General features: G+C 48.7%; 17 protein-coding genes and 1 pseudogene. 16 read left to right on the plus strand and 2 right to left on the minus strand.

The window, feature by feature from the left end; translation table 11 throughout:
* The 12 genes and pseudogenes from ACT67G_RS04555 to ACT67G_RS04610 all read left to right on the plus strand — a co-directional run.
* Positions 1 to 189 (plus strand): hypothetical protein (locus ACT67G_RS04555; protein ID WP_443663176.1); only part of this gene is annotated, 189 nt, incomplete at its 5' end.
* A gap of 29 nt (positions 190 to 218) precedes the next feature.
* Entirely contained in the window at positions 219 to 686 is a 468-nt protein-coding gene (locus ACT67G_RS04560) for a hypothetical protein (RefSeq protein ID WP_443663177.1), read from the plus strand.
* Positions 687 to 724: 38 nt separating this feature from the next.
* Positions 725 to 934 (plus strand): hypothetical protein, encoded by a 210-nt coding sequence (locus tag ACT67G_RS04565; protein WP_443663178.1) that lies wholly within the window; start codon positions 725 to 727, stop codon positions 932 to 934.
* 44 nt (positions 935 to 978) lie between these two features.
* Positions 979 to 1,440 carry a hypothetical protein gene (locus tag ACT67G_RS04570; RefSeq protein WP_443663180.1) on the plus strand — a complete coding sequence of 154 codons (462 nt, stop codon included), beginning with the start codon at positions 979 to 981 and terminating at the stop codon, positions 1,438 to 1,440.
* A gap of 162 nt (positions 1,441 to 1,602) precedes the next feature.
* Positions 1,603 to 4,395: a DNA methyltransferase gene (locus tag ACT67G_RS04575; RefSeq protein WP_443663182.1), complete on the plus strand. Its 2,793-nt coding sequence runs from the start codon at positions 1,603 to 1,605 to the stop codon at positions 4,393 to 4,395.
* A 126-nt stretch (positions 4,396 to 4,521) separates the two neighbouring features.
* Complete coding sequence (locus ACT67G_RS04580; protein WP_443663184.1) at positions 4,522 to 4,905, plus strand: hypothetical protein; 384 nt, start codon at positions 4,522 to 4,524, stop codon at positions 4,903 to 4,905.
* 227 nt (positions 4,906 to 5,132) lie between these two features.
* Complete coding sequence (locus tag ACT67G_RS04585) at positions 5,133 to 5,291, plus strand: hypothetical protein (protein WP_443663186.1); 159 nt, start codon at positions 5,133 to 5,135, stop codon at positions 5,289 to 5,291.
* Between the two features lie 61 nt (positions 5,292 to 5,352).
* Positions 5,353 to 5,478: a hypothetical protein gene (locus tag ACT67G_RS04590; protein ID WP_443663188.1), complete on the plus strand. Its 126-nt coding sequence runs from the start codon at positions 5,353 to 5,355 to the stop codon at positions 5,476 to 5,478.
* A 171-nt stretch (positions 5,479 to 5,649) separates the two neighbouring features.
* Positions 5,650 to 5,751 (plus strand): annotated as a pseudogene (locus tag ACT67G_RS04595) (type II toxin-antitoxin system YoeB family toxin); the annotation flags it as partial.
* A gap of 481 nt (positions 5,752 to 6,232) precedes the next feature.
* A complete protein-coding gene (locus ACT67G_RS04600; protein WP_443663189.1) occupies positions 6,233 to 6,982 on the plus strand; it encodes a hypothetical protein in 750 nt (249 codons plus the stop codon).
* Between the two features lie 3 nt (positions 6,983 to 6,985).
* Positions 6,986 to 7,936, plus strand: coding sequence for a hypothetical protein (locus tag ACT67G_RS04605; RefSeq protein WP_443663191.1), 951 nt, complete (start codon positions 6,986 to 6,988; stop codon positions 7,934 to 7,936).
* Positions 7,937 to 7,948: 12 nt separating this feature from the next.
* Positions 7,949 to 8,392, plus strand: a complete 444-nt coding sequence (locus ACT67G_RS04610) for a type IV toxin-antitoxin system AbiEi family antitoxin domain-containing protein (RefSeq protein WP_443663192.1) — start codon at positions 7,949 to 7,951, stop codon at positions 8,390 to 8,392.
* Positions 8,393 to 8,943: 551 nt separating this feature from the next.
* Here the strand turns inward: ACT67G_RS04610 and ACT67G_RS04615 are convergent.
* Together ACT67G_RS04615 and ACT67G_RS04620 are read right to left on the minus strand one after the other, a co-directional pair.
* Positions 8,944 to 9,075: a hypothetical protein gene (locus ACT67G_RS04615; RefSeq protein WP_443663193.1), complete on the minus strand. Its 132-nt coding sequence runs from the start codon at positions 9,073 to 9,075 to the stop codon at positions 8,944 to 8,946.
* A 135-nt stretch (positions 9,076 to 9,210) separates the two neighbouring features.
* Positions 9,211 to 9,432, minus strand: a complete 222-nt coding sequence (locus tag ACT67G_RS04620) for a helix-turn-helix domain-containing protein (protein WP_443663194.1) — start codon at positions 9,430 to 9,432, stop codon at positions 9,211 to 9,213.
* Positions 9,433 to 9,643: 211 nt separating this feature from the next.
* On the opposite strand from ACT67G_RS04620, the gene ACT67G_RS04625 reads away from it, so the two are divergent.
* The 4 genes from ACT67G_RS04625 (at position 9,644) to ACT67G_RS04640 (ending at position 12,562) form a co-directional block, all read left to right on the plus strand.
* Positions 9,644 to 9,922, plus strand: coding sequence for a hypothetical protein (locus ACT67G_RS04625; RefSeq protein WP_007493636.1), 279 nt, complete (start codon positions 9,644 to 9,646; stop codon positions 9,920 to 9,922).
* 127 nt (positions 9,923 to 10,049) lie between these two features.
* Entirely contained in the window at positions 10,050 to 10,700 is a 651-nt protein-coding gene (locus ACT67G_RS04630) for a SprT-like domain-containing protein (protein ID WP_443663195.1), read from the plus strand.
* 161 nt (positions 10,701 to 10,861) lie between these two features.
* The gene (locus ACT67G_RS04635; RefSeq protein ID WP_443663196.1) at positions 10,862 to 11,425 is read left to right on the plus strand and encodes a tyrosine-type recombinase/integrase; all 564 of its coding nucleotides are present in this window, start codon (positions 10,862 to 10,864) and stop codon (positions 11,423 to 11,425) included.
* A 105-nt stretch (positions 11,426 to 11,530) separates the two neighbouring features.
* Positions 11,531 to 12,562 (plus strand): helix-turn-helix transcriptional regulator, encoded by a 1,032-nt coding sequence (locus tag ACT67G_RS04640; protein WP_443663197.1) that lies wholly within the window; start codon positions 11,531 to 11,533, stop codon positions 12,560 to 12,562.
* Positions 12,563 to 12,584: the final 22 nt, after the last annotated feature.

Here is a 12,584-nt window from a genome sequence, read left to right on the forward strand (position 1 = left end):
AAAAAACCCCCGCCGCTGATTGCTTTTCACCGCTCCCCTTTCATCTTGCAGCCGTTTTCCGGCTGTTTTTTTCTTGCTCCCATTATACTACATGTTCCGATTAAAGTACAGGTTTTCCTTTTCCCGGTGCTATACTTAAAGCACAAAGAGGGACAGAGAACAAGAAAAAAACAAAGCCCCTCAAAATAAAAAATAAAATGAAAAAGGAGATTACCATCATGAAAAAGAACGCTATCATCTACATCGACGACACCCACGCTCAGGTCACCAAGGCTTTTGAGAAGCAGGCCCGTATCTTTGGCACTCCCGAATACAGAGAGTGGAGAGCCTACCGCCAGGACTTCCCCAACGCCCAGATGGTGCCCAAGACCATCAAGAAGGCGAAGAACAAGAAGAACGACGCCAAGAACAGAACTTATGAAAAGATGGCCGAGTATATCAGCTTGCAGAAGAACGCCGCCGAGCTGATGAAGGAGTTCGAGGCGCAGAAGAAACTGGCTGTTGTCCAGAAGAGCCGCTACCGCGCCGTGCTGAATTGGTTCCTCGCTACCTTCCCCGAGTTGAAGGAGGACGAGGATAAGAAGGAGGGCCAGGAGGACAAGGCCACCGCCGCCGAGGAAGCCGCTCCCGCCAGCGAAATCGCCGCCGATCAGAACGACGAGACGGAGATGGACAAAGCCTCTTGAAGTGTATTTTTCAAAAAACAGAAAAGGAGCTTGATACTATGGAAGTCACCCGTAACTACATGATTGGCTATCTGTTGCTCTTCTGCACCACCGAGGAAGAGTACAAGAAAGAGGAAGAGCGCTTGACTGTCCTAACCGATGAAGCGCTGAAAGCGGAGTTCACGGCCCAATACAACAGCCTAAAAGGTGCCTGTCCCAGCCATCCCCTCTACGAAGGCAATACTCCCGACCTCTACCTGGACTTTTAAGACAACTCACAATTCAAATTCAGAATTTTAAGGAGGAAAATACCATGAAGAACAACACTTACAAGATTGATTTTGTGAACAACACCCTCACCATGAGCAAGGCTTTCGAGGAAGCCCTTAACAATCCCGCCTCCGAGGAATACAAGTTGTTTCTGCAACTCCGTGCCGACTTCCCCGGCCTGACGATTATCCGCAAGACCCGCCGCGCCCCCAAGAAGGCCCGTCCCACCAAGAACCTGACTTACAAGCACATGGAGCAGTACATGAGCGTGTTTCAGAACGCCGACGAGCTGCTGGCCCAGTTTAAGGTGGTTAAGGAGTGCTCCAAGCAGCAGCCCAGCCCCTACAAGTTCGTGCTGGATTGGTTCAAGACACAGTACCCCAAGTACAAGGAGCTGCCCGACTTCGGCAACAACGCCCCCAAGGTGATTGACCTTGCGGCCTTCCAGAAGAAGCAGGAAGAGAAGAAGGCCCAGGCCGAACAACTGGAAAAGAAGGACGCTTGATAACAATGGAATACAAAATGAGAGAGGACGGTACTGCTGATGTACCGTCCTCTCTTATTTTGAAAATAGTCTCCAGTTTTGAAACACAGGGATATGCACCCTATGGAAAAACTCTGAGGTTTATGGTATTCTGTAAGCAAAGAAATTGCGGAGGAAGCCAGCATGACAGAGATACAACAGCGGACAGCGGCAAAAACATTCGTAGATTCCTGGAGCACTCGCGGTTATGAGAAGCAAGAGACCGCTCTTTTTTGGATTGACTTACTCCAAAATGTGTATGGAGTGGAGAATATAAAAGAATTCATCCAGTTTGAGGTGCCGGTTCAATTAGATCACACCAGCTTTATTGACGGTTTCATCCCGGAAACCCGCGTTTTGATTGAGCAAAAGAGCGCTGATGTGGATTTGAAGCGAGGGGCCAAGCAGTCGGATGGTTCTATTCTGACGCCCTATGGACAGGCCCGCCGGTATGCCGGGTATCTGCCCCACAACCAAAATCCCCGCTGGATTGTGGTCTGCAATTTTCGCGAATTTCGTATCCACGATATGAACCGGCCCAACGACGAACCGGAAATCGTACTCCTTGCCGACCTGGAAAAAGAGTACCCCCGCCTGCAATTTCTGGTGGATACCGGCGATACCAATATCAAAAAAGAGATGGAAGTCTCCCTGCAAGCGGGTGAAATTGTAGGAGTTCTGTATGATGCGTTGCTCAAGCAGTACAAAGACCCGGAGAGTGAAGAGACCTTAAAGAGCTTGAACGCCCTTTGCGTCCGGCTGGTCTTCTGCCTGTATGCCGAAGATGCTGGAATTTTTGGCGGCGGGCATAAGATGTTCCAAAGCTATCTGCGGAACCATGCCAGTGAGGCACGCCGCGCTTTGATTGACCTGTTTAAAGTGCTGGACACCAAGCCGGAAGAGCGAGACCCCTACATGGATGATGACCTTGCCGCGTTCCCCTATGTGAATGGCGGCTTGTTTGCAGATGAGAGTGTTGTCATTCCCCGTCTGGACGAAGAGATCGTAGATTTGATTATCCACAAGGCTAGTGAGGACTTCAACTGGTCTGAAATCAGTCCCACCATTTTCGGCGCTGTTTTTGAGAGCACCTTGAACCCGGAGACCCGGCGTTCCGGTGGGATGCACTACACCAGCATTGAGAATATCCACAAGGTGATTGACCCGCTGTTCCTGGATGGCCTGAAAGCGGAATTGGCGGAAATTCAGGAGATTGCCGTAGATAAGACCCGAACCGCCAGGCTGAAGGCATTCCAGACAAAGTTGGCCGGTCTGACCTTCCTTGACCCGGCCTGTGGTTCCGGCAACTTTTTGACCGAAACTTACCTCTCCCTGCGGCGGCTGGAAAACAAGGTTCTGGCCCTGCTGGTGGAGGCAGCGAGGAAACAGGTGACAGGTCAGATTATGCTGGGCGGCGGGGGTGATATGAACCCGATTCAGGTCTCCATCGGCCAATTCTACGGAATTGAAATTAATGACTTTGCTGTTACCGTTGCCAGGACGGCGCTGTGGATTGCAGAGAGCCAGATGATGAAGGAGACTGAGGACGTGGTACATATGCCCTTGGACTTCCTTCCTCTGCGCTCTTACGCAAATATCATTGAGGGAAATGCCCTGCGGCTGGACTGGGAGAGTGTGGTTCCCAAATATAAGTTGAATTACATCATGGGAAATCCGCCGTTTGTGGGTGGAATGATGATGACCAGAGAACAGCATGACGAACTCGAGAAAGCATTTCCTGAGTGTGAAAAAGTGGGGGAAGTTGACTATGTTGCTGGCTGGTATGCAAAAGCGTCTAAACTGATTCAAGGGACTACTATCAGATGCGCTTTTGTATCGACCAATTCAATCTGCCAGGGACAATCTGTTGCAGCGGTGTGGAAACCATTGTTTGCAGAACATATTCACATTGACTTTGCTCACCGGACATTTCGCTGGGACAGTGAAGCAAAGTTAAAAGCCCATGTGCATTGCGTTATTGTTGGCTTTAGTGTAGTACCAAACAATCAGAAAAAAATAATTTATACTTCGGAACGGCCAATGGAGGCGGACAACATCAATGGGTACCTTTTAGATGCTGAGAACGTCTTTATTAACAATAGAAATGAACCGTTGTGTGATGTGCCTAAAATGAAGTTTGGTAGTATGCCGCGAGATGGGGGAGGCTTTGTACTCAACGAAGAAGAGAAGGATGCTTTAATTGCGAGTGAACCTATTTCAAAAAAGTGGGTGCATTTGTATCTTGGCGCAGAAGAATTTATCAATAATAAAAAAAGATATTGCCTTTGGCTTGTAAATGCCTCTCCTAACGAATTGCGTTCCTGTAAAGAGGTCATGCGGCGAATTGAGGCTGTCCGTACATTTCGAGCAAATAGTAAAGCTGCGGCAACAAGAAAATTTGCAGAGACGCCTACTCTTTTTTGCCAGGTTGCTCAACCCGATACTGATTATATCATTATTCCAGGTGTTTCGTCAGAACGGCGGCGCTATGTTCCAATTGGATTTATGGATAAAGAAACGATTGCATCAAATCTAGTCCAGATTATTCCCAGCGCAACGCTCTACCATTTTGGCATATTAACCTCCAATGTCCACATGGCTTGGATGCGGGCAGTCTGCGGAAGATTGAAGAGCGACTACCGCTATTCTAAAGATATTGTCTACAATAATTTCCCCTGGCCCACCCCTACTGACGAACAGAAAGCGAGAATTGAACAGACGGCCCAGGCCATCTTGGATGCCCGCGCATTGTACCCGGATTCCAGTTTGGCTGACCTGTACGACGAAACCACCATGCCGCCGGAGCTGCGGAAGGCGCATCAGCAAAACGACAGAGCGGTCATGCGGGCTTATGGATTTGACATCAAGACCACGACAGAGACTTCCTGTGTTGCAAAACTGATGCAGATGTATCAGGTGCTAACGCAAGGGAGATGAGAATGCATCGACAGAGCGAGACGAGGATCGAAACAAGGGCGCAATAAAAATGCGATAATAGCGTTGAAGATGTGATTGCATTATCTCGAAGTGTGTGGTACAATAAGACGCAAAGGGGGGGCGAATATGTCTGCATTAGACGGATTCAGGGCGTTCGACTTTTCGGAGGGTGTTCCGTATGCGTCATTCACACAGAACGGCATCACCTTTAACAAGTCAGTGACGCTCAAGCTGGGTGAACCAGAATACGCAAAATTTCTCATCAACCCAGAGACGAAACAGGTTGCAGTTCAAGTGTGTGATTCGGACGATAAAAACGCAACTGTATTTTACCGTCCCAAGGCGTCTGGTGTGCTATCTGTAAGATGGAACGCCCGCGACTTGCTAAATACGCTGGAGCGCGTCATGGGGTGGAATCTCAAAGAAAATGGTTATCGGGCTGACGGAGTGTTGCTTCGTGAGGAGCGGGCCATTTTATTTGACCTTTCCAAAGCAACCATACTCACCTAATCGGTGTCTACCGGCAATACCGGATGACATATAAAAAGGCCTTGGCTGAGTTGCCGCTCAGTCAAGGCCAGGTGAGAAAAGTTCAGACGGCTAAACCGCCCATATACTTTACTCGGAACACATTATAGTATATGGTCGTCTCTACTTTTTTCAAGAGGTTTCAGTGATTTGCTTGCAACTTGTTTTTGTCAAGTCACTGAAAATCTTTTGGAAAGGAGGACGAGCGTTTGAATAACAACGTGAAGTTAGAGCAAACTGAACGGGACGATTCTTCGGTTACTTACGTTTACACGGCGTATATTACTACTCGTAATGGTAGACGGATTTATGCCAAGGCGTATGGCCTTAATGCGTTCCGTATTGCCGTTCAGGCTGACAAACAGTAACTAACCTTCAGGGAGGATGTTGGCGGTTTCGTCCTCCCTCACCATTGAAAGGAGATTATTCATGGCAGTCCATCATGGTGGCAAAGTAGGCAAAGCCGCTAAAACACTTGCAGCCAAATCGTCTACTCGCAAAGCCAAGAGTAAAGCAGGAAAAACTCTTGCTATTCACAAAGCCGAGCAGCACTAATTATTAACTGATACTCACTCTCAATTCTTTGAATTAAGGGTGAGTATTTTTATGCCTTTTTTGCCGTTTTCGCCCGTGTTTCCCGTGATTTATCAGCGGTCGGGAAAACTCCCAAGAAAAGCCGCCGCCGAGAATTACAAGTGTAGTTTCCCAGAACCACCCCCCGCCTGGGGGTATTGGAGCCGACGCATTGACGATACGAACAGACTTGTTTACCGCATGGTCGATGGACAGGTCGAAGTCTATCAATGCAAAGGCCATTATGACGATTGAGTGAGTGAAGCGGTACTGCCAGCCGCTTCACTTTTTTGTTGTCCAGGTTCCGCTCCAAATTGAAACTACACTTTCAAAAACGGATCTCTACGCACAAGAATTCAACTTGTGAGAACAACAGACAACTCCGAAACAACTTTTGAGAAGTAGCGGCAACTTCCAATCATCCAGTAACAACTTTTAGAGCAAAGGCAACAACTTTGTTGCAGAATGAGGCAAAAACAAGGCCGAAACCGTTTCTTTGACATAAAAAAATTTTTATGTTATAATATTTACAGAAAAAGGAAAAGGGATTTGTAATTCATCATTCCCTTTGTAGGCTTAAACAAGCAGTAGGATGAAGGCGCTGCGGCCTTCCATCTTGTAGAGCGCTTCCGTTCTATGCTTCCGGGCAGCAACGCCAAGTGCTGGCAACACGCTTCCTACTGTTTGCTTAAATCTACAAAGAAAGGAAGCATACAAGATGGCGAATTAGAACCTGTTGCCAGCAGGGGACAATCCGAAGTACAACAACTGTTTTACTTTGGGTGAGAAGTGTTGGCACAATGGAAGGCTGATAAAAGTTCCTGTTTTTATCGACCATTACGATGATACAATTCAAAATTTGTATGGCAGTAAAAACGGTGATAAACGCAAATATTATGAGCTTTCTTATGAAGAAGCCCGAACAGAATATTATCGGTTTAGAAGTAGCGAAAACTGGGAGAAAAGCAGTAAGGTTTTACGTATCAGCCTTTGGCTGGATAATGCCATGTTTGGCAACCTTCACATTTTTGTGATTGACTTTGACAAGATAGATGGAACAGTCGAAACGGAAAGCGTCTTTTTCAAGGAGGCAAAGGAGCTTGCCGACAAGGTGACACGTTCACAAGGCGGCGGCTACCACATGTTCTACGGCGTAGACAAGGAAAAGGCGGAGCCACTTTTTGACAGTATCAATCTGTTGGCAAGTGAGAACGCTGCGAGTTTTGTTTGTAAGACCGGCGCTGTCACACGGGACGGAGCAAACAAAGTCGATCTATTTTGTGATACAGGACACTTTATTTACGAATGGGAGCCGTGGGACAATACCATTGGCTTGACCGATAAGACACGAGAGCTTTACCAGCTTATCAAAGAAAACTTCGACTTATCGCGTCCCATGAGCAGCGGCAAGGGTAAACGCACAAGCAGCAAAGGCGGCAAAAGTTATGCCATGCTGGAAGAGGTTTCCGAAGAAGAGCTGTTGTAGCAGATGAGCGCAGAGCAGCGAGAAGTCTTTACCGATCTGCAAACAAAATCCTCTGACTGTTCCAGTTCCCAGTGGTTCAGTATTGGCATTGATATTTACCATGTCTTTGGTGCGGAGCTGGGCGGCAAGGTGTTCTTCCTATGGAGCAAACCGGGACATAGTTTCCAGCCGCAAGGCTGCTCTTTAACATGGTCTAATATTTGTGACCGTGGGCCTGATACAGAGCTTGTCAATGGGCGATGGGCTGACATTATGCAGGGCGATAACAAGGGCAAAGAGCTTGACGGGCTATCTTTACATGAAGCGCTCGAAGCAGCGCCACAAGTCCCGCTGCCGCTCGAAGATGATACTTCCGCCACGCTGGAAAAAGCCGCCGCCGAGCCAACCTTCCGCGACCTTCCGATTGCCTGGGAGAATGTGACAACAGAAGAGAACGGCAAGCAGAGAACCGGGCATTGGATTGTCTGGAACGGTAACCGCTCCAAGCGGGAAGAGTTCTTCATGCTGGCCTTCCCCGACCAATACAACAAAGTCAAGAAGCGCGTGAAGTTCCTGGGGCAAGCTGCGGATGATGTGCTGCGGCTGACAGGCGGACAGCGAACCAAATTGATGTATGAAATTTTGGCGTGGAAGTATGGATTGGAAGAAGTGGACGAACAGGACAGCCTTGACTTAATCCGCCTTTGCCAGCGCGAAGAGGACAATAAAACCGCCGATGATTTACTGTCCCGCCTGCATTGGCCCAACGGTTTATCCAAGCTGGTGACCTTTGGTGTGGGGATGAAGCTGGACGCTGCCGCACAGCAGACATGGTGCTATTCCGTTGACTACCAGGAGGACAAAGCGCTTTTCACGGGAAGCCCAATGACCTGGGAGCGCTGGCAAGTAAAGCTGATTGAAGTTTTAGATCGGTGCCGGGCCTGCCGTTATAGCTATTCAAAAATGTGGAAATAGGTTCGGCCCACCATGTATTATCAGTTTGACCGCTACGGTAGATACCTCACCCTTACACAAGAGGATTGCAGAGCAATAACGGAGTGGATAAATGAATGCTTTGTAGGCGGTTCCGCTCCATTCCCTCTGTCCGGGGCAATACCCGCCGCCGATTACAAATTTGTGATCGACTACAACACCGAGGTTGAATTTGTGGACAACCGGGATTTGAAGGCCCCCGGCGAGATGGCAAAATACAATCAGGAAACCAACGCCGCCAGGAACAAGGAGAAGGGCAAGAAAAGAGTGCAGGAGCGTTTTTCTGCCGCATGTGGGGCAGTAAAGGTAGGCGATACCTTGACAACGAAACAGCTCGTAGAAATGGGGTACACCGATGATAAAGCGAGAAAGAGGCTGATTGATAGCGGTGTCCTAAAAAGGATAAAACGAGGTTACTATTTGGTGCTTTCAGTGTAATTCCAGCGGAAACCCGGCACGCCCCGAGGGGGTAAAAGAGAAAGATATAATCCCCACGGGGTACGCCGGGTTTCCGCTTCCGCACTTGAAAGTACACTTTCAAAAAAATCAATGAAGGAGGAACACAACAATGTTCAAAGAATTACTTCAAATTTTGTAGGATTTCGAGCGCCAAGATAAGGCCAACCGTACTCACTGGATTGAAAGCGTCCTTGCTGCACAGAGCGGTTCCGCTCCAACTGCTTTAGAGAATTACAAGAGGGCAAAGGAGGGCTGGCAGGACGAACAGAGCCGCCGCCAAAGGTTCTATGACTATCTCATGCAGCGCCGCGATTTGGTGAACGCCCTGGCCCAAAGCGTGATAGACAGCAGCGCTAAGGAGATACAGGTCAAAGCCGAACAAGAGCTTGATAAGGCCGTGAAAGAAAAAATAGATAAGACAGTTCGCCTTTATTTCAAATGAGAGCTGCGCTGATCTGACAAAGATGTATCGTTAAATCAAGAAGTCGGAGAAAGATGTAAAATCTTCTCTCCGACTTCTCTTTTTGTGTTCAAGACTTTTTAGAAGTTGATGAAAGTTGTGTGTTTTCCTTCTCTTCTTCATCTTTTTCGCCGGGCTTCTTTTCCCAACCGAGTATTTCTTCCATGATAAGGGCCAGGGGCAATTCTGTATCTCCGAACATGATACCACCTCCCAGGTGTCGCTTGAGCCGGGCGCGTCGTGGCGACTGTCACGACGCGCTTCCTATTTTTTCGCGCTGCGCTGGATTTTCGTACTACTGTAATCAACATCAGTAATCTTTCGTGGTTCCCATAAATTACCTGTCCCCTGGAGCCTCCTTGACGTATTCCAGTAAATCGCCGGGCTGACAGTTGAGCAGTTCGCAAATGGTTTCGAGCGTGGCCCACGACACCATTTGGCCGCTGCGGATTTTTTGCAGCATGGCCTCCCCCATGATTTTCTCTTTCCGAATTCTGGAGGTGTTGTACCCGGCTTCTTTCAGCGCGGCGATTACATCAACCCTGTATTTGATTGGCATGTTTGGCCCTCCCTCCGGGACGCTCCAAAAATTGCGCGTCTCTTCCATTGTCCTTATTCTAACACAGAATTACACCTTTTTCAAGTGTTAAAATTACACATAATTCAAGTGTAAATCTTGTGTATTTTGCGAATTGAATTACACTTAAAAAAGGTGTAAACTATAATCAGTTAAGGGGAACGCCCCCAATAAAAACAAAGGAGAATGAGCTATGAGCAAGAACGAACTGGTTGCCAAAATCGAGGCGCTGAACGAGTGGGAAGCCGTTATCGAGGAAGCCAAAGCAGAGGCAGAGGCCATCCGGGACAGTATCAAGGCTGAAATGATGGAGCGCGACACCGAAGAAATGACCGCTGGAAAGTATATCGTCCGCTGGACTTCGGTTCTCTCCAATCGGTTCGACACCACGGCCTTTAAGAAGGCCCACGGCGAACTGTATAAGGAGTACACCAAACAGAGCGCCAGCCGCCGCTTCTCCATCAGCGCTTAAAGAAAAGCCCCTTGTCCCACACGCCGACCAAAGCAGAGGACAAAGAGCTTTACCCAGACCTCACGGAGAGGGCAAGACCATTATAGCTTGCCCTCTCCCCAAAATCAAGAACAGGAGAGAAAAAGACATGAAAGAACTGACAAGCTATAACCGCGTGGCCGGGTATCTGAATAAGGTTTTTGACCTGCTAAACGCCGAATTTTTTGAAAATGCACTTTCAAGGCCGACGATCACCATTCAATCCACGCCCCGCGCCTACGGCCATTTCTCCCTGCGGGAAGATACCTGGGTTTCCAAGCTGGGCGGCACCCACGAAATCAACATAGGAGCCGGGACACTGGCCCGGCCTATCGAGGACGTAGCCGCGACCCTGCTTCACGAAATGGTACATTACTACAACTACGAGAACGGCGTGCAGGATTGCAGCCGGGGGAACACCTACCACAATCGCCGCTTCAAAGCCGCCGCCGAGGCCCACGGCCTGATAGTGGAGCACAGCGACAAATACGGGTGGAGCCACACAAGCCCTTCTGACGAGCTGCTGGACTTCATATTGGAGAACGGCTTGACCGACATTCTCATAAGCCGCAACGAGTTCGCCGGGTTCCATATCACCGGGACAGGAACACACAGCGGAGCAGAGGGCACCACGCCGCCGCCGCGCACGTCCAGCACACGGAAATATATCTGTCCTTGTTGTGGCAATTCCGTCCGGGCCACAAAGGAAGTACACATAGCCTGTTTAGATTGCGGTATGCCGATGGTGCTTGCAGGGTAACAGGGAAGGGTGGGGAGCAATCCCCACCCAATTCCCCAAAGTTCGTATAATCGGGATTATACGAACACCAAAATCAAGCAATCACGGCACTTTTCCGCCGCCGCCCATAATACGCGAACTTTCCTGCTTGAAATAACGAACTTTTGACGATGGAGGCCACCATGAACAAGAAAACAAAGGCGCTCACCACCGAGCAATATAAAGAGATAATCCAGACCATGCGCGAGGGGTTCAGCGGTTGCCGCCCCAATGAGCGCATAGCCACCGCCCTTGTGCTGGAAGGGAATTTGGGCTTGCGTATCAGCGATATATTGAAGCTGCGGCCTTGTGATATTGTCCGGGATGGTGACAGATACCGGCTGGAAATCACCGAGCAGAAAACAGGCAAGCGCCGCGTGTTCACCGTCCCGCTTGTTATCCAGCAGTACATAGAGAATTATTGCTTGCGCCACAATATCCGACGTGAAGATCTGATTTTCCCCATCACCGAGCGAGCCATACAGAAGCAGCTTCATATCGTGTGCGACTACCTGGGCTTCGAGGGTATCAGCACACACAGCTTCCGCAAGTGGTACGCCACCGAGATATACAAGACGAACGGCTACGATATTGCCCTGGTGCAGAGGCTGCTACAACACAGCTCCGCCGCCGTGACACAGCGCTATATCGGCATTGAGCCGCAACGGATAGAAACGGCAATACAGAACCACGCACAGCTTATTTGACAGGCAGGGCCGCTCACTATGAGCGGCCCCCTATAACTTCGCTGCTGCCTTTTCCCTGATTTTATGGTACACTGGATATAAGACCGGGAAAGCGAGGCGGCACACATGGCAAGAGCAGAAAAGCAAAAAGTGAAAACGCTTTTTGTGGCGAAATACTTTTTGGAAAATTCCGATGAAAACCACCCGATCACCGCCGGGGACATTGTGGACTATCTGCGGGAAGATTGTGGGATTGAAGTGGAGCGCCGCGCCATCTACCGGGATATTGCCGCCCTGCGCGATGTGTACGGGATGGACATAGCTGGGGGACAGGGGGGCAAATATAGGCTGCTGTCCCGCCAGTTTGAATTTGAAGATTTACGGCTACTGGCTGAGTGCGTCCACGCGGCCAAATTTATATCCGCATCCAAGGCCAAGGAGCTTGTAAAGACTATCAGCGAGTTTTGCAGTATCTACCAGGCGGAAGAGTTGCAAAAAGAAGTGTTCCTTTGTGACCGCGTGAAAACAACACAAAATAAAGTCCTACACAATGTAGGGATTATTCACACGGCTATGGCAACTAAACAGGACGGAAAGCCCCACACGCCGCAAAAAATCACCTTCAAATATTTGAAATATACACTTCAAAACAAGGGCAAACAGATAGAAAGTTCTAACATTTATAAGGTCAGCCCGTATAGATTGCTGATAAATGAAGGGAATTACTATATGTTAGCTTTTGCAGACGGTAAAAAGCCGAAGATTAAGACTTACCGTGTTGACCGTATGAAAGATGTAACACCTATTGATGAACCGAGAGAGGGCGCAAAGGAATTTGCCGAGATTGATATGGAGAGTTATACCCGCCGCGTGTTCTCCATGTTCGGCGGGAAGCAAAAACGTGTCAGTATCCGCTTTATCAATCAGTTATTAGATACGGCGATTGAGCGCTTTGGAACAAGCCCCGATGTATTTTACAGGCAGGATGATGAAAAGCATTTTGTTGTGACCGCCGATGTGGAAGTCAGCGACCAGTTTTTTGCGTGGGTTTGCGGTTTCCGTAAGAGAGCGGCGATTATCAATCCTCCCGATGTGGTGGAGAGTATGAAAAAGTTTTTGGAAGATATTGAAACAAGATACCAAGATGATGAAAATTGAAGAAACGAGGCCAGAAGTTGTC

Origin of the sequence: Dysosmobacter sp. (genome assembly GCF_052306735.1) — a bacterium.
GTDB lineage: Bacteria > Bacillota > Clostridia > Oscillospirales > Oscillospiraceae > Oscillibacter.